Annotated in this window: 21 protein-coding genes; 5 read left to right on the plus strand and 16 right to left on the minus strand. The window is 73.3% G+C overall.

The features are described from left to right. Positions 1 to 1160: 1160 nt before the first annotated feature. Together ABD332_RS52260 and ABD332_RS52265 are read right to left on the minus strand one after the other, a co-directional pair. The gene (locus ABD332_RS52260) at positions 1161 to 1394 is read right to left on the minus strand and encodes a hypothetical protein (protein WP_344513267.1); all 234 of its coding nucleotides are present in this window, start codon (positions 1392 to 1394) and stop codon (positions 1161 to 1163) included. Between the two features lie 224 nt (positions 1395 to 1618). Then, positions 1619 to 2200 (minus strand): TetR/AcrR family transcriptional regulator, encoded by a 582-nt coding sequence (locus tag ABD332_RS52265; protein WP_344513269.1) that lies wholly within the window; start codon positions 2198 to 2200, stop codon positions 1619 to 1621. A 60-nt stretch (positions 2201 to 2260) separates the two neighbouring features. Here ABD332_RS52265 and ABD332_RS52270 point away from each other — a divergent pair, with 60 nt between their 5' ends. Next, positions 2261 to 3436, plus strand: coding sequence for an NAD(P)/FAD-dependent oxidoreductase (locus tag ABD332_RS52270; RefSeq protein WP_344513271.1), 1176 nt, complete (start codon positions 2261 to 2263; stop codon positions 3434 to 3436). Here ABD332_RS52270 and ABD332_RS52275 read toward each other — a convergent pair. Together ABD332_RS52275 and ald are read right to left on the minus strand one after the other, a co-directional pair. Continuing rightward, positions 3406 to 4398, minus strand: coding sequence for a site-specific tyrosine recombinase XerD (locus ABD332_RS52275; protein WP_425552431.1), 993 nt, complete (start codon positions 4396 to 4398; stop codon positions 3406 to 3408). The two genes, ABD332_RS52270 and ABD332_RS52275, sit on opposite strands and share 31 nt — an antisense overlap. Before the next feature lie 63 nt (positions 4399 to 4461). After that, positions 4462 to 5577 (minus strand): alanine dehydrogenase, encoded by a 1116-nt coding sequence (gene ald / locus ABD332_RS52280; protein WP_344513273.1) that lies wholly within the window; start codon positions 5575 to 5577, stop codon positions 4462 to 4464. A 188-nt stretch (positions 5578 to 5765) separates the two neighbouring features. Between ald and ABD332_RS52285 the strand changes: the two genes are divergently transcribed. Continuing rightward, the gene (locus ABD332_RS52285) at positions 5766 to 6485 is read left to right on the plus strand and encodes an RICIN domain-containing protein (protein ID WP_344513275.1); all 720 of its coding nucleotides are present in this window, start codon (positions 5766 to 5768) and stop codon (positions 6483 to 6485) included. A 5-nt stretch (positions 6486 to 6490) separates the two neighbouring features. On the opposite strand, the gene ABD332_RS52290 is transcribed toward ABD332_RS52285, so the two are convergent. The 3 genes from ABD332_RS52290 to arfB all read right to left on the minus strand — a co-directional run bounded on the left by ABD332_RS52290 (position 6491) and on the right by arfB (position 8293). Further along, the gene (locus ABD332_RS52290) at positions 6491 to 7126 is read right to left on the minus strand and encodes a Rossmann-fold NAD(P)-binding domain-containing protein (RefSeq protein ID WP_344513276.1); all 636 of its coding nucleotides are present in this window, start codon (positions 7124 to 7126) and stop codon (positions 6491 to 6493) included. Between the two features lie 16 nt (positions 7127 to 7142). Then, positions 7143 to 7712, minus strand: coding sequence for a hypothetical protein (locus tag ABD332_RS52295; RefSeq protein ID WP_344513278.1), 570 nt, complete (start codon positions 7710 to 7712; stop codon positions 7143 to 7145). Between the two features lie 155 nt (positions 7713 to 7867). Then, positions 7868 to 8293, minus strand: a complete 426-nt coding sequence (gene arfB, locus ABD332_RS52300; RefSeq protein ID WP_344513280.1) for an alternative ribosome rescue aminoacyl-tRNA hydrolase ArfB — start codon at positions 8291 to 8293, stop codon at positions 7868 to 7870. A 119-nt stretch (positions 8294 to 8412) separates the two neighbouring features. Here arfB and ABD332_RS52305 point away from each other — a divergent pair, with 119 nt between their 5' ends. Beyond that, positions 8413 to 8817, plus strand: coding sequence for an ATP-binding protein (locus tag ABD332_RS52305; protein ID WP_344513282.1), 405 nt, complete (start codon positions 8413 to 8415; stop codon positions 8815 to 8817). Between the two features lie 10 nt (positions 8818 to 8827). Beyond that, entirely contained in the window at positions 8828 to 9385 is a 558-nt protein-coding gene (locus tag ABD332_RS52310) for a GNAT family N-acetyltransferase (RefSeq protein WP_344513283.1), read from the plus strand. 3 nt (positions 9386 to 9388) lie between these two features. On the opposite strand, the gene ABD332_RS52315 is transcribed toward ABD332_RS52310, so the two are convergent. Further along, positions 9389 to 9763 (minus strand): YchJ family protein, encoded by a 375-nt coding sequence (locus tag ABD332_RS52315; protein WP_344513285.1) that lies wholly within the window; start codon positions 9761 to 9763, stop codon positions 9389 to 9391. 1 nt (position 9764) lies between these two features. Then, entirely contained in the window at positions 9765 to 10688 is a 924-nt protein-coding gene (locus tag ABD332_RS52320) for an AraC family transcriptional regulator (protein ID WP_344513287.1), read from the minus strand. Positions 10689 to 10764: 76 nt separating this feature from the next. On the opposite strand from ABD332_RS52320, the gene ABD332_RS52325 reads away from it, so the two are divergent. Next, positions 10765 to 11238 (plus strand): anthrone oxygenase family protein, encoded by a 474-nt coding sequence (locus ABD332_RS52325; protein ID WP_344513289.1) that lies wholly within the window; start codon positions 10765 to 10767, stop codon positions 11236 to 11238. A gap of 74 nt (positions 11239 to 11312) precedes the next feature. Here ABD332_RS52325 and ABD332_RS52330 read toward each other — a convergent pair whose 3' ends face one another. From ABD332_RS52330 to ABD332_RS52360, 7 genes are all read right to left on the minus strand, one after another. Continuing rightward, on the minus strand, positions 11313 to 11897 hold the full coding sequence (locus tag ABD332_RS52330) for an NUDIX domain-containing protein (protein WP_344513290.1): 585 nt from the start codon (positions 11895 to 11897) through the stop codon (positions 11313 to 11315). After that, positions 11894 to 13603: a CTP synthase gene (pyrG, locus tag ABD332_RS52335; protein ID WP_344513291.1), complete on the minus strand. Its 1710-nt coding sequence runs from the start codon at positions 13601 to 13603 to the stop codon at positions 11894 to 11896. Before pyrG ends, ABD332_RS52330 begins: the two co-directional genes overlap by 4 nt. Before the next feature lie 70 nt (positions 13604 to 13673). Beyond that, positions 13674 to 15770, minus strand: coding sequence for a hypothetical protein (locus ABD332_RS52340; protein WP_344513293.1), 2097 nt, complete (start codon positions 15768 to 15770; stop codon positions 13674 to 13676). Continuing rightward, entirely contained in the window at positions 15770 to 16855 is a 1086-nt protein-coding gene (locus tag ABD332_RS52345) for a glycosyltransferase family 4 protein (protein WP_344513295.1), read from the minus strand. The genes ABD332_RS52340 and ABD332_RS52345 overlap by 1 nt, the downstream gene beginning before the upstream one ends. A 2-nt stretch (positions 16856 to 16857) precedes the next feature. Next, positions 16858 to 18387, minus strand: coding sequence for a murein biosynthesis integral membrane protein MurJ (gene murJ / locus ABD332_RS52350; RefSeq protein WP_344513297.1), 1530 nt, complete (start codon positions 18385 to 18387; stop codon positions 16858 to 16860). A gap of 47 nt (positions 18388 to 18434) precedes the next feature. After that, positions 18435 to 19313, minus strand: coding sequence for a hypothetical protein (locus ABD332_RS52355; protein ID WP_425552432.1), 879 nt, complete (start codon positions 19311 to 19313; stop codon positions 18435 to 18437). A 391-nt stretch (positions 19314 to 19704) separates the two neighbouring features. Beyond that, positions 19705 to 20658: a copper transporter gene (locus ABD332_RS52360; RefSeq protein ID WP_344513299.1), complete on the minus strand. Its 954-nt coding sequence runs from the start codon at positions 20656 to 20658 to the stop codon at positions 19705 to 19707. Between the last annotated feature and the right edge of the window lie 8 nt (positions 20659 to 20666).

A 20666-nucleotide genomic window follows, 5' to 3' on the forward strand; every position in this document is an offset into this window, starting at 1 on the left:
ACCCGACAACCCACCCCGCGACGCCCACGAGCTTCGAGCCCCACTCCCGCACAGCCACCACAGAGCCGGCTCAGCACGGCGGCACACTCGACCCCCGCGCCCCGCAACACTTCGCGCCCACGACTTGATCGAAGGACAGCCCCGGCCACCATCACGACCACAGCCGTCCTCCGATCATCGCGCCGCCGACCCACCCGATAGACGGCGCGCGATCCACCTCCGCCTCAGAAGATCGTTTACGGGCGGCCCGCGCACCGCCAATGCGCAAAAGCCACGAACCCGGGCATCGACTAACGTTTACGACAGCCCGGTAACGCACCGCCCCGGACAAGGCGCGAACACACCGCCGCCCCAGACAGAACCGGACGCACCGCGCCGGCCCGACACGGCGGCAAACTCGGCCCGCTCGACCCACGCGCCCCGCAACACTTCGCGCCCACGACTTGATCGAAGGACAGCCGCGGCCACCATCACGACCGCAGCCGTCCTTCGCTCATCGGGCGGCCGACCCACCCGATCGACGGCGCGCGACCTACCCCCGCCTCAGAAGACCGTTTACGGGTGGATCACGCACCGTCTGTCGCATAAGGCGCAAACCAGGGCATCGACCAACGTCTACGGCGGACGGGAACGCGCCGCACCGCCACGAACAGGGCACGAACACACCGCCGCCCCGGACGGAACCGGACGCACCGCGCCGGCCTGGCACAGCGGAACACTTGGCCCACGCGAGCGCAGCACTTCGCGCCCATGACTTGATCGAAGGACAGTCCCGGCCGCGATCACGACCGCAGCCGTCCTTCGATCATCGGGCGGCCGGACACGGCAGCCCCACCCGCTAGACGTAGCGCGGCGGAACACTTGGCCCACGCGAGCCGCAACACTCCGTGCTCACGACTTGATCGAAGGACGGGGCTGGCTGCGATCACGGCCGGAGCCGTCCTTCGATCGTCGGGCCGCCGGGCACAGCCGCCCTACCCGATAGACGATGCGCGATCCACCCCCGTATCAGAGATCAACTTGGGGGTGGATCGCGCAGGGTCTATGGAACGAAAGCCGCGAACGCGGGCATTGACCAATGTCTAAGGTGGGCCGGGAGCATGCCCCGGGCAGGCAGGGAAACGCACGCTGCCTGCCCGGACCCGACGCCGGGGAGTGGGTTACTTGTGGCGGTTGTACATGCGGGGGGACTTCGACTTGGCGCCCTTGCCGCCGGAGCCCTTGCCGCCGCCGTGCTGCTGGACGCCGGGCGGGAGGGAGCGGCTGGCCTGGGCGCGGCGGATCGCTTCGAGCGGGTTGCGCGGGGGCGCTTCCTCGGACTCGGCGGCAGCAGCGGTGGCGGCAGCGGTGGTCGTGGTGTTGTCGGGCTGGTTGTCTGCGGTACCGGCAGGCATGGCGTCTCCTTCGCGGATGACTGACGCGGAAGTACCTTCCGCGGGAAGGTGAACGGGGACGTGGACAGGCGTCAGCCGCGCAGCAGACGAAGCGGGAGCCGAGCGAAACCCCACCACAACAGCGGGGGTCGTGCGAGAACCCACAACGGGGGCCGCCAAGGCAGACCAGTCACAACAGGTCGCGGCGGCACGCGCGGCGTCAGTGGGCTCAGAAACGCATGCGCCTACGGTAACACGGCTCCAAGCTCCCCGGTGAGGTACCGCTGCACGGTCGCACCCACCTGGACCACCAGTGACGAAGGGGTGGCGGCGACGACGGGCGGCAGGCGCAGGATCTGCCGGCAGAAGGCGAGGCCCAGCATCTGGGTGGCGACCAGGCCGGCCCGGACCGTGGCCTCGGCGGGGTCGGGGCAGACGGCGAGCGCCACCGGAGCGACCTGCGAGGCGAAGATGTCCCGCAGCCGCGAGGCGGCCGCCTCGTCGGTGGCGGCGGAGCGCAGCAGGGTCAGCAGCGCGTCGTCGGACGGGTCGCCCTCCCAGCGCTTGATGAAGTGCGCGACGAGCGTCTCGCCGAGCCGGTCGCGCGGGATGCCGGCCACGTCGGGCAGCCGCAGGCGCACGTCGACGGCGGCGGCGAAGAGCTGGGCCTTGTTGCCGTAGTAGCGCATGACCATCGAGGGGTCGATGGCGGCGTCGGCGGCGATCGCCCGGATGGTGGCCCGCTGGTAGCCGTCGGCGGCGAACCGTTCCCTGGCCGCGCGGAGGATCGCCGCGCGGGTGGCGTCGGATCTGCGCTCGGGCTGCATGCCTACAACCGTAGGCCAACAAGCGTTGACAGGAAAGTCAACACGTGTTGGCATTGGCTGGTGTACGACGTCATCGTGGTCGGCGCGAGGCCGGCCGGAGCGGCGACCGCCATGCTGCTGGCCCGGCGCGGGCTCAGGGTGCTCGCGGTCGACCGGGCCAGGTTCCCCAGCGACACGCTGTCGACGCACCAGGTCCAGCCGTCCGGGACCGAACGGCTGCGGCGCTGGGGGCTGCTCGACCGGCTGCTCGCCGCCGGTACACCGGCGACCGAACGCGTGCGGTTCGACCTCGGCGGCACCGTCCTGCAGGGCAGGTTCCCGGAGGGCGTCCTGTACAGCCCGCGGCGCACCGTCCTCGACGCGATCCTGGTCGACGCGGCCAGGGAGGCGGGGGCCGAGGTGCGGGAGGGGTTCCACGTCGCCGGCCTGGTCTGGGACGACAGAGGCGTCGCGGGCATCCGGGGACGCGACGGCACCGAGCTCCGCGCGCCGGTCGTCGTCGGCGCCGACGGCAAGCACTCGCTCGTCGCGAAGGAGGTCGCCGCGCCGGTACAGCGCAACGTGGCCCCCAGGACGGTCGCCAGCTACGCCTACTGGGAAGGCGTCGAGCACTGGGCGGGCGGCGAGCAGCGGCACGGCGAGCTCTACCACCGCCCCGGCCGGGCGGTCGCCGCGTTCCCGACCAACGACGGCCTCACCATGGTGTACGCCGCCGCGCCGATCGACGAGTTCGGCACCTGGCGCACCGACGTCGAGGGGCACCTCCTGGCGACGCTGGACCAATGCGGCGACCTGGGCGAGCGGGTCCGGGCCGGCCGGCGGGTCGAGCGCCTGCGGACCACCGTCGACCTGCCCAACGTGGTGCGCCGGGCGCAGGGCCCCGGCTGGTTCCTCGCCGGCGACGCGGGGCTCGTCATGGACCCGGTGACCGCGCAGGGCATCGGCAACGCCCTCGCCGACGCGGAGCTGCTCGCCGAGACGATCGCCGGGGGCCGGACGGACTACCAGCGCCGGCGCGACGCGGCGCGGTTGCCGATCTTCGGCCTGACCACGGGGCTGGCCGCGCTGCGGCCCGCGAGGGGTCTCAACGCGGTGCTGCTCAAGGCCATCGCGCGACGGGAGGCGAGCACGGAGCAGTTCCTCGGGGTGTTCGCGGGCACCGTGCCGGTGAGGACGTTCCGCAGGAGCGTCCCGCGGATGCTGGTTCAGCGCGCCCGGGGGTGGGCGGTCGCGTAGACCTCGCGGAGCTTGTCGACGGTGACCAGCGTGTACACCTGCGTCGTGGTCACCGAGGCGTGCCCGAGCAGCTCCTGCACCACGCGGATGTCGGCGCCGCCGTCGAGCAGGTGCGTGGCGAACGAGTGGCGCAGCGTGTGCGGCGACACCCCGTGCGGCCCGTCGACCGGCAGCCCCGCCCGGACGGCGGCCTTGCGCAGGATCGTCCACGCGCTCTGCCGCGACAGGGCGCCGCCGCGGGCGTTGAGGAAGACGGTGGGCGTGCCGGTGCCGTTGGCGACGAGCGACGGCCGGGCGCGGACCAGGTACACGTCCATGGCGGTCCGCGCGTAGCTGCCCATCGGCACGAGGCGGGTCTTGCCTCCCTTGCCGCGCAGCGTCACGAGGCCGTGCTTGCCGGTCAGGTCGAGGTCGTCGACGGCGATGCCGACGGCCTCGGAGATGCGGGCGCCGGTGCCGTACAGGAACTCCAGCAGCGCCTGGTCGCGCAGCCCGAGCGGCCCGGCGTCGGCGGCGGTGGCGAGCAGCCGCGACACCTGGTCGACGTCCAGGGCCTTCGGCAGCCGCTTCGGCAGCGACGGCGGCTTCACGTCCCGCGACGGGTCGGTCGGTGCGAGCCCCTCCAGCAGCAGGAACCGGTGCAGCCCCCGCACCGCGCTCGCGGCCCGCGCCGCCGACGACGCCGACAGCGGCGGGTGCTCGCCGCCTTCCTGGAGGTCGCCGGTCCGCAGCGCCGCGACGTGCCCGGCGATGTCCCGCGCCCCGACGTCGGCGAGGTCGCCGATCCCGCACGCGGCGAGCCAGTCCACGTACCGGTCGAGGTCGCGCCGGTACGACGCCAGGGTGTTCTCCGCGAGCGCCCGCTCGACCGTGAGGTGGTCCAGGTACACGTCGACGGCCTTGCGCAGCACGGACGCGTCGGTGGACGCGGGCCCGCCGACAGGAGAAGTGGACGCGGGCACGCCGGCGGCCGCCGCGACCGGGGAATGGGTCGCGGCGGCGTCCGCCGGCTCGAGCGTCACCGTCTAGGCCAGCGCTTCCGCCAGCGCGAGGTGGTCCATCCCGTGCGCGTCGGCGACCGGTCCGTAGGTCACGTGGCCGTCGTGCGTGTTCAGCCCGAGCGCCAGGGCCGGGTCGCGGCGCAGCGCGTCCCGCCAGCCCCGGTTCGCCAGCTCCAGCGCGTACGGGAGGGTCACGTTCGTCAGCGCGTACGTGCTGGTGTGCGGCACCGCGCCGGGCATGTTCGCGACGCAGTAGAAGATCGAGTCGTGGACCCGGTAGGTCGGCTCGGCGTGCGTGGTCGGGCGGGAGTCCTCGAAGCAGCCACCCTGGTCGATCGAGATGTCGACGAGGACGCTGCCGGGCTTCATCCGCTTCACGAGGTCGTTGGTGATGAGCTTCGGGGCCTTCGCGCCCGGCACAAGGACCGCGCCGATGACGAGGTCCGCGTCGAGGACGGCCCGCTCGATCTCGTAGCTGTTGGACGCGACGGTCTGCAGGTGCCCCTGGTAGATCGCGTCGGCGCCGCGCAGGCGGGAGATGTTCTTGTCCAGCAGCAGGACCTCGGCCTGCATGCCGAGCGCGATCGCGGCCGCGTTGAGGCCGGAGACGCCCGCGCCGATGACGACGACCTTCGCCGCGTACACGCCGGACACCCCGCCGAGCAGCACGCCGCGCCCGCCGCCGGCGCGCATCAGGTGGTACGCCCCGACCTGCGGCGCCAGCCGCCCGGCGACCTCCGACATGGGGGCGAGCAGCGGCAGCGAACGATCGGTGAGCTCGACGGTCTCGTACGCGATGCCGGTGACCTTCCGGTCGACCAGCGCGTCCGTGCACGCCTTGGACGCGGCCAGGTGCAGGTAGGTGAAGAGGACCTGCCCCTCGCGCATGCGGTGGTACTCCTCGGCGATCGGCTCCTTGACCTTCAGGACGAGGTCGCCGGCGGCCCAGGTGTCGTCCGCGGTCGGCAGGATCTGCGCGCCCGCCTCGCGGAACTCCTGGTCGGTGATCGAGGAGCCGTCGCCGGCACCGGCCTCGATGAAGACCTCGTGCCCGTTCGCGGTGAGTTCGTGGACTCCTGCCGGGGTGATCGCCACCCGGTACTCGTGGTTCTTGACCTCGCGTGGGACTGCGACCTTCACGTCTCGTGACCCCTCTCCACCAGCGACGACGGTGACGCTGCGTGTACCAGCGGCAGTCTATGGCGCGCTGACCGTCCGCGAAGGCAGCACAGTGTGAACTCCTCCGCGAACGGATTGACACAGTGTCGCCTTCTCCGGTACTGCCACCGCCGAAACGCACCCGGGAGGCTGATCTATGCTGTGCGGCCATGACCGTCTACGGCGGGCCCCGCCCGACCTCGCCCGCGGCGCCCGGTGGCTCTGGCGGGCCGCCGCGTGTCAAGCCGGACCCGCTGCTGTTCGGCGCGTTCGGCTTCCTGGTCGTGGCCGTCATCGTCGGGCTGGTCCTCGCGTTCCAGGGCGGTGGTGGCGGCGGCGGTGAGCCGAGCGCCGCCGAGCGGGCCTCCGGCGCGCCCGCCGAGCAGGCTTCGTCGCAGGCCGGGCCGGCCTCCGCGCCGCCCCCGCCGCCGTCGAGCGCCGCCCCGTCGCCGACCCCGCCGCAGGCGCTGATCCCGGCGAAGCCGACCCTGCTGCGCGCGTCGCACTCCAGCCTGTGCATGCAGGCCCAGGAGGGCAACGGCGGCGTCGCCACCCAGATGCCCTGCGACAACAACCCGACGCAGGTCTGGATGCCGCAGTCGGTCGCCGGCACGCGGGACGTGTTCGCGTTCGTCAACACGAAGGACAACCGCTGCCTCGACGTCAACGGCGGCTCCAAGGACAACGGCGCGCAGATCCTGCAGTGGGACTGCCACGGCGGCCCCAACCAGCAATGGCGCCTGCAGCGCGACGGCGACGGCTTCCGGTTCGTCAGCCTCAACAGCGGCCGCTGCATCGGCGTCGACTCCGGCAGCCCCGCCCCGGGCGCCGCCGTCCGCCAGTGGGACTGCGACAACTCCCCCAACCAGCGCTGGCAGCTGCCGACCTGACGCCGTTACAGCGCCGCGATGTCGCGGGACTCCAGGATCTGCTTGGGCGCGCCGGACCGGGCGACGTGCAGCATCGCCCGGCCGATCTGCTGGGTGCTGGTGGCGATGCCCGGGGCGAAGCGGACCAGGGCCGCGCTCAGCGGGGTCAGGACCGTGTAGATCACGCGGAACAGGCGGACCTTGGACACCGCGCCGTGCATCGGCCGGATGAACCCGGGCCGGAACATGTAGGCCCGCAGGTCCATGGCGAGCAGCGCCTGCTCGGCGGTGCCCTTCACCTGCGCCCACTTCGCGCGGCGGTCGCCGCCCGTGCCGGCGCCGGACACGTAGACGAACGTGGAGCCCGGTGACACCGCCCTGGCGGCGGCGAGGGTGTAGTCGACGGTGATCCGCCGGTACACCTCCTCGGACATGCCGACGGAGGAGACGCCGAGGCAGAAGAAGCAGGCGTCGTAGCCGGCGAGGGGGACGCCGGTGAAGTCGGTGAAGTCGGTGTGCAGGGTCTCCCGCAGCTTCGGGTGGCGCTGGCCGGTCAGGGTGCGGCCGACGACCAGGACCTCGGTGACGTCGTCGGCGAGGAGGCACTCGCGGAGCACGCCCTTGCCGACCATGCCGGTGGCGCCGAAGACGATGACCTTCATACCGACATCATCCCCCTCATGCCCGCAGGACGGACAGCGTGGCGCCCTTCAGCGTGGTGTACAGGTCGGAGTCGGTGAAGTCCGGGCCGGTCTCCTCGCCGATGTAGACGTCGACGTGCTTCGAGCCGCCCATGCCGGGCGTGAACTCGTCGACGATCGTCCACGTCGGCGACTTGAGCTTCGCGCACACGTCGGCGGTGACCTCGGCGGTGCCGCAGCGCAGCACGCTGAAGCGGGCGCCGGCGCGCAGCACGTCACCGTCGGCGCCCGCCGACACCCACGGGACGAGCGGGCGGCCGGCGGTGTCCCGCGGGGCGGTGTCCATCCAGTACCCGGTGTCGTAGGACCAGTTGAGGTACCGCCCGTCGGCGGTGCGGCCGGTCCCCTCGTCCTTGACGGCCTTCACGAACGACGCCGGGAACGTGCCCAGGTCCCGCTGGTCGTGCCCCTTCCGGCAGTCGATCGTGGGGCAGCCGGTGACCCGCTGCGACGCGCCGCCGTGCAGGGTCGCGACGGCCGTGTAGTACACGGTGACCTCCCAGCCCGCCGAGGTCACCGGGCTCGCGCCAGCAGCAAGAGTCGGCATAGCCGACATGTCGGAGATTCCGGGTAGCGCCCCGGTCTGCGGCGGGTGTCCGGGCGTCTCGGAGACGGATGCCACAGGGGCGTCGCCGGACGAGCACGCCGCCAGCGCCAGCACACACAGCAACAGCGCGTTGACCCGGACCACATCCTGATCTTCTAATCCTGAGGGCGGCGCCGCTCCTGTTTCCGCAGCGAGGTGAAGCGCTTGTCGGTCAGCCGCCGCTCGATCGCGCCCTTCGAGGGCTTTGTCCGTTTGCGCGGCCGAGGCGGGGGCGCGATGGCCTGCGCGATCACCGTCACCAGGCGCTCCTCGGCCGCGCGCCGGTTCTGCAGCTGCGAACGGTGCTCCGAGGCGACGATCGACAGCACCCCGTCGACGAGCCGGCCGGCGAGCCGCAGCAGTGCGCGCTCCTTCAGCGGCTCGGGCAGCGCCTGGGTCCCCGCCAGGTCGAACCTGAGCTCGACCCGGGAGTCGGTGGTGTTCACCGACTGCCCGCCCGGCCCGCCGGAGCGGCTGAACCGCCACGCCAGCTCGGCGCGCGGCAGTGCAATGTCGTCGGTGACCCGCAAGTCGTCGTCCACGCCGTCAAGAATGCGGGTTCCGGACTGCATCTTGCACTCCAGGGTGACTTCGGCGGTTGTTTAGGATCGGCTCGGGGTACTCTCGGCTCGCAGCGGGGACGCAGCGGAAAGGTGACACTGTGGCTGATGCCGTCGAGACGGCGCTGCTGGTCGAGGAGTTCGACGCTGAACAGATCACCCCGGTGCGGCACGCCGTGAGCCGGTCGGCCGCCGCCGTCGGCCTGCTCGGGCAGCGCCTGGAGGACTTCGTCCTGGCCGTCAACGAGATCGTCACCAATGCCGTGCGCCACGCCGGCGGCCGCGGCGCGGTGCGGCTGTGGACGCTCAACGGCATCCTGCTGTGCGAGGTCACCGACAAGGGCTCCGGCATCCCCGCGGAGCGGCTGGACGGTCAGACGCTCCCGCCGAGCAACGCGATCAGCGGCCGCGGCCTGTGGCTGGCCAGGCATCTCGTCGACGAGGTCACGGTCCTGTCGACGCCGGCGGGCACAATTGTCACGCTTCGCAGCGCTCTGGCGGGTTAGCATCCTGATCGTGCTCCGCCCCTCCTACCCCATCCGGACCGAGCGGCTGGCCCTGCGCCCGTTCGCCGAACGTGACTTCGCCGACCTGCACGCCCTCACCGGCGACCCGGACGTCGTGCGGTACCTGTACTGGGACGTCCACGACGAGGAGATGACCCGGGCCTCGCTGAAGAACCGGATGGCCCAGGACGCGCTCACCGAGGAGGGCCAGTGGCTGGTCCTCGCGATGGACCTCGACGGGCGCGTGATCGGCCAGGTGGTGCTCAAGTGGGAGAGCGCGCTGAGCCGCCAGGGCGAGCTCGGCTTCGTGCTGCACCCCGACTACCAGGGCCGCGGCTACGCCCGTGAGGCGTCCGAGGCGATGCTGCGGCTCGGCTTCGAGGAGCTCGGACTGCACCGCATCTGCGGCAAGTGCGACACCCGCAACGTGCCGTCGTGGCAGCTGCTCTCGCGGCTCGGGATGCGCCGCGAGGCACACTTCGTCGAGGACGAGCTGTTCAAGGGCGAGTTCGGCGACCAGTACGTCTACGCCATGCTCGACCGCGAGTGGCGGGCCCGCCGGACCTGAGCGTCAGACCTCGTCGACGTAGACCCACGTCCCGTCGGCGGTCTTCACGAACCGGCTGGTGTCGTGCATCACGCCGGGCTTGCCGTCGGCCTCGTACCGCGCCTTGAACTCGACCGTGCCCTCGGTGTCGAAGAGCCCGCCGCCGGTGCGGTTCAGGATGTACAGGCCCTTCCAGTGCTGCCCGTCCTCGACCGTCAGCAGCCGCGGCCGGGTCTTCTCGTGCCAGGTGCGCAGCAGGAAGTCGCGGTCGCCGACGACGTACGCGCTGTACCGGGCGCGCATGAGCAGCTCGGCGCTCGGCGGTGCGTCGGTGCCCCGGTGGAAGCGGCCGCAGCAGTCGTCGTAAGGCTCGCCGAGCCCACACGGACAGAGTGACATGTCAAGATTGTCCACGATGCTGCTGCGGGCTCACGCCGCGGACACGCTTGAACGCGGCGCTCAACGCGAAAGCACCCCCGTAGCCCACCCTCCTCGCCACGGCGCCGAGGGTCGCGCCGGGCTCCAGGAGCAGGTCGGCGGCGAGCGCCAGGCGCCACCCGGTCAGGTACGCCATCGGCGGCTCCCCCACGACCTCCGTGAACCGCCGCGCGAGCAGCGCCCGCGACACGCCCACCTTCTCCGCGAGGACCGCGACGGTCCAAGGGTGCGCCGGGTTGTGGTGCAGCAGCGTCAGGGCGGGCCCGACGACCGGGTCGGCCTGCGCCCGGTACCACCCCGGCGCGCCCTCCCCGGCCCGGTCCAGCCAGCCGCGCAGCGCCGAGATGAGCATCAGGTCCAGCAGCCGGTCCAGGACCGCCTCCTGCCCGGCCCGGTCCTTGGCGATCTCCTGCGCCAGCAGCTCGACGAGCGGCCCCTCCTCGCGCACCACGATGGCGTCCGGCAGAGCGCCGAGCAGCCGCCGGCCGACCTCGCCGGCCAGCTCGTAGGCGCCGGTGATGACGAGCGTCGGGCCGTCGGCGTCGGTACCCCAGGTGCGCACCCCCAGGTGCATGACGTCGGCGAGGTCCCGGCCGTCGGGGGTGGTGCACCGCTGCCCCGGGTGGATGACGATCTGCGGGTCGGTGCCGGGCGGGTCGGCGACGGTGTAGTGCCCCGGCCCGCGGATGACCATCACGTCCCCCGGCCCGATCGTCCGCGGAGTTCCGTCGTCGGGGATGTACGTTGCCTCGCCGCGCACCATCGCGACCAGGGCGAGGGGCGCCTCGTCCCGGACCCGCAGCGACCACGGCGGCGTCAGCACCGACCGCAGCAGGAACGCCCCGCGGGCCCTCGGCCCGTCGAGCAGTGCCGTCAACGCGTCCACACCGTAGACGATGACACATGCATCGGCGATGCTCGGCCATGGCGCGTCTGCGGGTACACCGGATTGACTGATCCGCATGGAACAGTTGCGCAGCGTCGTCCTCGCCACCGCCACCCTGCTCGTCGGCCTGTCCGCGGGCGTCTTCTTCGCCTACTCCACGTCGGTCATGCTCGCCCTCGGCCGCGTCGAGGACCGCACGTTCGTCGAGGTCATGCAGAAGATCAACACCGCGATCCTCAACGGCTGGTTCCTGACCGCCTACGTCGGTGCCCTGCTCGCCGCGATCGCCGCCGTGCTGCTCCACCTCGGCGGCCCGCACCGCCCGATGCTGCCGTGGCTGATCGCGGCCACCCTGCTGTACGCCGTGGTCTTCATCGTCACGGCGGCGGTCAACGTGCCGCTCAACGACCAGCTGGACGCGGCCGGCCTGACTGACCCCACCTCGGCCCGGGCCGCCTTCGAGGCCTCGTGGAACCGCTGGAACACGGTCCGCACGGTCTCCTCCGCCGGCGCCCTGCTGACCCTGGCGATCGCCCTCCTGAAGCACTGACCGCCCGTCCCCATGATCCGGAAGACTTCTGGTCGCCAGGGCGACGAAAACTCTTCCGGATCATGAGAAGCGGGTCAGGTGGCGGTCGAGGCCGGGCGCAGCGGCTTCCAGTCGCGGTCGCGGGCGTGGGCGGCGCCGAGGATGCCCACCATGCAGGCGGCGTTGGTGACCTCGCCGCTCAGGGCCATCCCCACCGCCGTGTCGAGGTCGACCCAGTGCAGCTCCAGCTCGGCCTCCTCGTGGGTGCGGGTGTGGCGGGAGGTCTCCGGTACCGGCGAGATGTCCCGGGCGAGGAAGAGCCTGATCTTCTCGTTGGAGCAGCCGGGTGACGGGTGCACCTCGGCGAGGAGGTCCCACGTCGCGGCGGCGAGGTCGACCTCCTCGGCGAGCTCCCGGGCCGCCGCGTCCACGAGGGGCTCGCCCTCCACGTCGACGAGGCCTGCGGGCAGCTCCCACAGGACCTGCCGCACGGCCGGCCGGTACTGCCGGACCAGCGCCACCCGCCCGTCGGTGTCCACGGCGACGACCCCTACGGCGCCGACGTGGACCATGTAGTCGCGCAGCGCCGAGCCGCCGCCGGGCATGGCCACGTCGTCGGTGAAGATCGCGAAGACCTTGTTGCGCAGCCGCTCCGTGTGCGACAGCACCTCATAGGTCATGCGTCGACCGTTTCCAGCTCGACGGGAAGGCGGTCGGCGGCGTTGTACGTGACCGCCGCGCCGACGAACGCGGCGAACAGCGGGTGCGCGCGGGTCGGGCGGCTCTTGAGCTCCGGGTGGGCCTGGGTGGCGACGAAGAACGGGTGCCGCTCCCGGTCCAGCTCGACGAACTCGACCAGCCGGCCGTCCGGCGACGTGCCGGAGATGCGCAGCCCGGCGGAGGTCATGGCGTCGCGGTAGGCGTTGTTCACCTCGTACCGGTGGCGGTGCCGCTCCGACACCTCGGACGCGCTGTACGCGTCGGCGGTGAGCGTGCCGGGGGTGAGGACCGCCGGGTAGGCGCCGAGGCGCATCGTGCCACCCAGGTCGCCCTTGCCGGCGACGATGTCCGCCTGGTCCGCCATGGTCGAGATGACCGGGTCGGCGGCGTCGCCGTCGAACTCGACGGAGTTGGCGCCGGCGATGCCGCCGACGTTGCGCAGGACCTCGATCGTCATGCACTGCAGGCCGAGGCACAGGCCGAGGGTCGGGATGCCGTGCTCGCGGGTGTACTGCGCGGCGCCGATCTTGCCCTCGATGCCGCGGACGCCGAAGCCGCCGGGGATGACGACGCCGTCGACGCCGGCGAGGGCCTGGGCGGCACCGGCCGGGGTGGTGCAGGTGTCGCTGGGCACCCAGCGGATCTCGACCCGGGCGCGGTGCGCGAAGCCGGCGGCGCGGACGGCCTCGGTGACCGACAGGTACGCGTCGGGCAGGTCGACGTACTTGCCGACGATCGCGACGGTGACGGTCTGCCGCGGGTGGTGGACCCGCTCGAGGAGGTCGTCCCACTTCTTCCACGCCACGTCGCGGAAGGACAGGCCGAGGCGGCGCACGACGTACGCGTCGAGGCCCTCCTCGTGCAGGACCCGGGGGATGTCGTAGATGCTCGGCGCGTCGGGCGCGGACACGACCGCCTCGGCGTCGACGTCGCAGTACAGGGCGAGCTTGTTCTTCGTCTTCTCCGGGATCTGCCGGTCGGAGCGGCAGACGAGCGCGTCGGGCTGGATGCCGATGCTGCGCAGCGCGGCGACGGAGTGCTGGGTCGGCTTGGTCTTCAGCTCGCCGCTCGGCGCGAGGTACGGCACCAGCGACACGTGCAGGAAGAAGCAGTTGTCGCGGCCGATGTCGTGGCGGACCTGGCGGATCGCCTCGAGGAACGGCAGCGACTCGATGTCGCCGACGGTGCCGCCGACCTCGGTGATGACGACGTCGGGGGCGACGCCGTCGGCGTCGGGCGCCGACATCGCCCGGATGCGGGCCTTGATCTCGTTGGTGACGTGCGGGATGACCTGGACGGTGTCGCCGAGGTACTCGCCGCGCCGCTCCTTGGCGATGACCGCCGAGTAGATCTGGCCGGTCGTGACGTTGGCGTTGCGGGACAGGTCCTGGTCCAGGAACCGCTCGTAGTGACCGATGTCGAGGTCGGTCTCGGCGCCGTCCTCGGTGACGAACACCTCACCGTGCTGGAACGGGTTCATGGTGCCGGGGTCGACGTTGAGGTAGGGGTCCAGCTTCTGCATGACGACCCGCAGACCGCGGGCGCTGAGGAGACTGCCGAGGCTGGAGCCGGTCAGACCCTTGCCGAGTGAGGAGGCGACGCCCCCGGTGACGAAGATGTGCTTAGCCTGCCGGCTCGCACCGGTCCGTGTCGAAGAGCGATCCACGGGAGTTCAGCCTAACAGCAGGTGAACGGGGCCGCTTCGGACACTCCGGGCCGCCCAGCCTGCGGGAAAATCATCGGGTGCGGTCGTCGGCGTGGTCGAGGACGCGCAGGCACGCGAGGACGGTCAATGGCGCGGCGGTGGCGAGGGCGGCCCCGAGGACGTTGAGCGACACCCCTTCGATGACCCCGGCGAGCAGGCTGGCCAGCACCAACCCGGCCAGAGCGCCCCGGACCGGCGGGAACACGCCGAGCAGCCGGCGGAACCCGCCCCAGTCGCGCAGCAGCACGAACGTCACATAGAGAACGGTGCCGATGACGAGGATGGTGAGCGGGCTGGTGACGGTTGTCACCACGTTGGCCTCGCCGATGCGCCGGGCGATGTAACCGACGGTGCCGTCCTGGGTGCGCAGGAGGAGCCGCCCGACGCTGCTGCGCTGCGCCTCGGGGCGGAAGAGGTCGAGGACGCCGATGCCGGCGGTGACGGTGAGCGCGGCGACGGCCGCCCAGACCAGGCGGGTCATCGTGAGCCAGCCGCCGACGGCGAGGGCGGCGGCCGCGCACACCCCGGCGGTCAGCGCGACCGCTCCCGAGGCGTCGGCGCCGAGGTACGGGCTGCCGATGACGACCAGCCCGGCACCGCCGACGACGGCCATGACGAACGGGCGCCACCGCCGCTCGAACCGCTGCGCGAGGCTGGCGCCGCCGAGCAGCACGCCGGTGACGAGCAGCCCGAGGCCGATGACGCCGACGCCCGCGTAGCGCCCGCCGGCCGCGGCGGAGTAGCCGGCGACACCGTTGAGCTGCAGCCGCGCCCCGGTGAGCACGTCGAGGGCGACGGCGAGCGCGCCGACGGCGGCGACCCCGCCGAGCGGGGCGTTGGCGCGGCTGCGCGAGGAGGTGAGCGCGATGACGGCGGTGGCGACGGCGAGCGCGGCGAGGGTCACGCCGCCGAACCCGAGGCCGGGCGACGACCACCGCCACCAGGGCAGCAGGTCGGCGACGAGCGCGGCGGGCACGGCGAGCGACGCGGCGATGAGCAACACCTCGGCGGCGCGCACGACGACCCGCGGGGCGGGCGGGTGGGCGACCGGCCCGGCCGGCCGGCGGGCCCACCGCAGCAGCGGCACGACGAGCAGGAACAGGGCCAGCTCGGCGATGACGAGGAGCAGGAAGAAGTTGGAGCCGACCCGTTGCTGGACGCTGGCTTCACGGTCGGCGTCGGCGAGGCGTTCGACGGCCCGATCGACGGACGCGGGCCGGCCGTCGCTCCTGGTGGCGGCGCCGCCGGCGAAGAGCTTGCCGGGGATCGGCCGGTCCAGCGCCGAGAGGGCGGTCGGGGCGAGGTCGACGACCTGCACGTACCCGGGCCGGGACGTGGACGGCGAGGTGAGCCAGCCGCCGGTGTAGCCGGGGCCCTGCGCGATCGCGACGTGCAGGCGGCTGCTGGCGTCGAGGTCGGAGAGGCCGGCGAGCACGACGACGGCACGGTCGGGGCGGTTGGCGATGACGGCGGCGAGCCCGGCGTCGGCGCGGCGGGCGTCGGAGGCGCGGGAGGCGGCGTCGGTGCCGGCGATCTGGCCGAGGTCGACGATGGACAGCGCGCACGCGGACAGGAGGTTCTCGTCGACGGCGTCGGCGTAGCGGTCGACCCGCCCGTACGGCCTGGCGGCGGCGACGGCGGCGCCCGGGCCGACGGCGGTGGTGCAGCGGACGCCTTCGGCGAGCGCGCCCGGCTGGGCACCCCAGTGCAGGGCGCGGTTCTTGGCGACGACCCCGCCGAGGTCGGGCAGCGACGCGCCGGTCCTGGTCTGGTCGGCGGAGATCGACACCTGCAGCGGCGGGCACGTGGACGTGATGGGGCCGGTGGTGAACGTGGCGTAGTTGCCGGCGCCGAGCGTGAGCCAGCCGTCGCCGGCGCAGGTGACCCGCCGCGCGGAGCGCACGGACAGCGCGCCGATGGCGCCGTTCTCGGCCAGCTGCCACATGGTGGGGGTGTCGGTCGGGTTGACGTCGTCCCAGCGCAGCCCGGCGACCCCGACGATGATCACGTAGTCGGCGGACGGCGGGACGGCCTCGGCGGCGGGCCGCGGGATGAGGGCGAGCAGCGCGACGAACCCGACGAGCAGCGACAGCAGCGCCGGGGTGAAACGGTGCAGCCGGTGCCGCATCAACGGTCCCCGCTGGCGCGTACCTGTGCGTACACCGCCTCGACCTGGTCCAGGGTGTCGCGCTCGGTCGGCCAGGTGGCGGCGCGGGCCTGGCCGCGCTTGCCGAGCGCCGCCAGCTCCTGCGGGTCGGCGAGCAGCGCCTCGGCGGCGGCGGTGAAGCCTTCGACGTCGTGCGGCTCGACCAGCCGGGCGCCGTCGCCGACGACCTCCGGGATGCCGCCGACGGAGGTCGCGAGCAGCGGCACACCGGCGGCGAGGGTCTCCTGGACGAACAGCGGCTGCCCCTCCCACACGCTGGTGACCACGACCAGGTCGGCGGCGGCGAGCAGGTCCGGGACGTCCTCGCGGTAGCCGAGCAGGTGCACGGGCGCGTGCTCGGCGGAGATCCGCTGCGCGAGCGTCATGTAGGACGGGCCGCTGCCGGCGATCGCCACGTACGGCTGCGGCTCCGACCAGCGCGCGGCGACCAGGTTCTCGAAGCCCTTCTGCGGGTGCAGGCGGCCGACGGCGAGGACGAGCGGCCGGCCCTCCTCGACGCCGAGCTCCTCGCGGACCTCGTCGCGGGTGCGCGCGGGCGGCGGCAGGACGGGCGCGGGCACGAGCGCGAGCCGGACGTCGCGGCCGCCGAGCTCCCGGATCCGCTCGACGAGGTCGGTGGAGACGCCGAGGCCGACGTCGGCGCTGCGGGCGACCCGCCGCTCGAGGGGGCCGTAGAGCCTCGCCCGGAGGCCGCGGGCGAGGACGAGGTTGTGCCAGGTGACGACGAGCGGGGTGCCGGCCGGCCTGGCGAGCGCGGCGACGAACCCGGCACGCAGCCCGTGCGCGTGGATGACGTCGACGTTCTTCAGCGCCCGGCGCAGCGCCCGGACGGCGAGGACGTCGCCCGGCTGGGGGCTGGCGGGGATCTCGACGGGCACGAACCGCGCGCCGCGCCCGGCGAACCCGAACTGCTCGTCGGTGGCGGCCGGGCCGTGCACGCTGACGTCGGCGCCGCGCCCGGCGAGCCCGTCGACGAGCATGCCGACGTGTCGCCCGACGCCACCGGTGCTCGACGCCAGGACCAACGCGATGCGGGCGGCTCCCACCCTCAGCCCCTTCTGTGTCTGAGTCGCTGCAGGGTCCGCCGGTCCATGACCGCCACCCCGGCGAGGAACACCACCGCCACCGCGACTCCGCACAGCATGCCCTGTGCGACGGCGGCGGGCACACCTGGGGTCTCGCCACCCCAGACGGCATTTCTGAGCATCAATGCCACGGTCGCGGCGGCGGCCGCCGACGTGGCTGCGGCGGCGGCCGTGCGGCCGGCGCCCGCGACCGCTCCGGCGCCGGCCCGGGCGCGGACGGCCAGCCAGAGCGCGGCCGCGAGCACGAGCATGCCGATCGAGTTGGCCGCCGCGAGGGCGGCGACGCGCCGGTCGAGCGGCAGCGCCACCGCGAGCGGCACGGCGGTGGCGGCGACGACGGCCCAGCCGACGCCGGTCGCCCAGGCGGCGGGGTACGCGTTCCCGCCCGCGTACAGGGCCCTCGACAGCAGCGCGAACAGCCCGTAGCCGACCAGCCCGGGGGCGAACCAGGTGATGCCGCCGGCGAGCTGGCCGATGTCCGGCGGCTTCGACGACAGCTCGGCGAGCACGACCGCGACCGGCTCGGCGAGCACGACCAGCGCGGCCGCGCCGAGGAACGTGACGACGACCACGGTCCGCAGGGCCGGCGCGAGCGCCTCCGCGAACCCGCGCCGGTCCTTCGCCTCGCCGGCCTCCGCCAGCCCCGGGTACGCGGTCGTCGCCACCGGCACGGCGAGCACCGCCCACGGCAACAGGTAGATCGTCTGGGCGAGGCTGTAGACGACGACGGCGCCCTTGCCGGCGTAGCCGCTGAGCGCGATCGCGAGCCCGAGCACCAGCTGCTGGCTGCCGACGGTGACGATCCCGGCGACGACGAGCGGCTTCAGGGTGCGCACCTCGCCGACGTCGAACCGCAGCGTCGGGCGGAGCCTCAGATCGAGCCGGCGCAGCGGGACGAGCAGGCTGAGCGTCAGGACTGCGACCGCGAGGGTGGTGCCGCCGGACAGCAGCCACAGGTCGCCGGTGTCCACCTGGCCGAGATCCGCGCCGCGCCCGGCGAGCCGCCCGAACGTCACGTACACCGTCATCACCGTCACGCTGGACAGCAGCGGCGCGATGACCGGCCACGCGAACCGCCGGTAGGTCTGCAGGGTGCCCGTCAGCACGATGCCGATCCCGTACAGCGGCAGCTGCGGCGCGAACACCCGCAGCATGTCCGTCCCGGCGTCGACGGCCCCGGCCGGCTGCCCGGGCATCAGCAGCCCGACGAGCGGCCGGGCGAGGAGCGCGACGAGGACCGACATCGGCACGAGCAGCAGCAGCACCCAGCCGAGCAGCGCCGACACGGTCCGGGCCACCGCCTGCCGGTCCTGGCGGGCCACCGACCCCGCGAGCAGCGGCACCACGAGACTGGCGAGGGCACCGCCGGCGACGAGCTCGAAGATGATGTTCGGGATGGTGTTCGCCGCGGTGTACGCGTTGCCGAGGTACGTCGGCCCGACGGACCAGTTGAACACCAGAATGCGTGCAAATCCGGCAATCCGGCTCAGCATGGTGAGACCCGCGACCAACGCCGCGGCTCCGACCAGCCGCTTCCCCGTCACCCGTCGCGACGCGGTCTCGGCGAAGGCTTCGGCTTCTGCTGCTTCTCCGGTACGGCCATCCGGGCGGCTTCCTCGGCCCCTTCGCCCCCCTCGGGCTCCTCGACGTCGGGCGCGGCGGGTGGGGTGGCCATGGCGGGCGGGACGGTGGGCTTCAGCCGGCCGAGGTGGTCGAGCGCGCGCAGCGCCGGGGTCCTCTCGATGACCTGCGTGAAGCTGACCTTCTCGCTCGCCGCCGTCAGCGCGACCAGCCCCGCGAGCGCGGCGAGCCGGCCGAACGTGCCGGTGCGGGCCACGTACGCGGTGCCGAGCACGGCGCCGAGCGCGTTGGCCCCGGCGTCGCCGAGCATGATCTCCTCGCCGAGGTCGTCGGCGATCAGCGCCCCGGCGGCCCCGAGCGCCCCGGCCGCGACGCCGCCGCCCTTGCCGGCCGCGAGCGGCGCGCCGACCAGCATGCCGGCCTTGATCGCCCGCCCGGGGCGCAGGTCGAGCAGGTTGAACAGGTTCGCCGTGCCGGCGATGACGCCCGCGCCGAGCAGCACGTCGACGGCCCGCCGTCGGGGCAGCAGCGCCGCCGCCACCAGTCCCGCCGCGCCGACCCCGGCGATCTTCACCAGGCCGCTGGTCACCCGGCCTTCCTTCAACGCCCCGAGGTGGCCACGGAACCCCTTGGCCGAGTGCTCGGGCCGCCCGCCGACGAGGTCGTCGTAGAGCCCGACCGCGCCCGCGCCGAGCCCGGCGACCGCCGCGGCGCCCATGACGGCCGGTCCGCGCCCGGTCAGCGGCGCTCCGGCGCCCCGGCGCTGCCGAGGGGGTGTCGCACCGCGCCCGGAGGACCGCACATCGGCCGGCTCCCCCAGCTTCAGGCCACGCTCCACGGCGCCGTTGGTGTCGCTGCCCGCGCCGCGGCCGGTCTCGCCGCTTCCGGCTCCGTGACGGGCGGTGCGTGCGGCAGCGCCCCCGGCACCGCGGCCGGTCGCGCGTCCCGTGTCGCGGCCGGTCGCGCGGTTGGTGTCGCTTCCGGCACCGCGGCCGGTCGCGTGCCCGCCGGCGCCGCGCCCGGTGGCGCCTCCGGTGGCGCCGCGTCCCGGGGTGCTGCGGCCGGCGGCGCCGAGGACCGCGCCCGCGGCGGCGCCGAGGGCGAGGGCCGGGCCACCGGCGAGGGAGACGGTGCGGCCGCGGAAGTTGGTGCGGTCGAGGGCCGGAAGGCCACGCAGCTCACGCAGCGCGGCCCTGGCGGCGGCCGCCCCCGCGGCGGCGGCGAGCAGCTTACGAACCACTGACCACACCCGCGGTCTTGGGCAGCAGGCTGTTGGCGCCGCTGCCGATGCCGTAGTGGCCGGTCTTGCCGCCGATCCGCTCGACGAGGGCGAGCACCGCGGCGACCTGGCCGTAGGCGGTGACGGCGTTGTCGACCGTCGACACGCTCTTGGCGATCGACGCGTCGTCGCGGACCGCGGACACCAGGCCGTTGGCGGACAGGCCGGCGACCACCATGTCGTTGGACAGCGCGAGGGCGAAGCGGCTCACGACGGTGAGCGCGACCGCGTTGCGCTCCTTCGCGTCCTTGCCGCTGGCGGGCGCGCCGGAGATGACGATGACCGCGTCCGCCGAGGTCTTCAGGTCGCCGTCGAGACTGATCCAGCCGCCCGCCTCGTACGCCGACAGGACCCTCCGGGTGCCGTCGATCTGCGGCGCGCCGGGCTTGTCGGCGACGAGGACCGCGGCGAGCAGCGCGGCCGACGTCTCCTGACCCTTGCCGTTGTTGGGCAGCGCGCCGCTGATCGCCGGCGGCGCCGAGGTCTCGGCGAGGTCGAGCAGGTTGTAGTCGCTGGACGCGGCGGTGAACTTCTCCTTGATCGTGACGGTGCCGGTGACCTTGGCGCCGGCGGTGTGCAGCATGTTGCCGATCCCGTCGGCGGCGGTGTCGACGTCCTTGTCACTGCCCTCGATCTTGACCAGCAGCACGTTGCGCCCGGGCAGCTTGCCGTTGAGCAGCATCGGGGCGACCTCGGTCGCGAAGTCCGCGTTCTTCTTCAGCTCCGCCCGGGACTGGTCCAGATCGTCGCGCAGCTGCTGCTTCTCGTCGGTGATCTTGTTCACCTGGTCGTTGAGCTGGTCGGCGAGCGGCCCGTTCGCCGCCGCGGTCCCGACGACGAGGCCGATGGCGAGCGCCAGGAACACGGCGGCCAGCGACACCACGTGGTACCGGAAGTTGATCACAGGAAACG

The organism is Dactylosporangium maewongense (assembly GCF_039531485.1).
GTDB lineage: Bacteria > Actinomycetota > Actinomycetes > Mycobacteriales > Micromonosporaceae > Dactylosporangium > Dactylosporangium maewongense.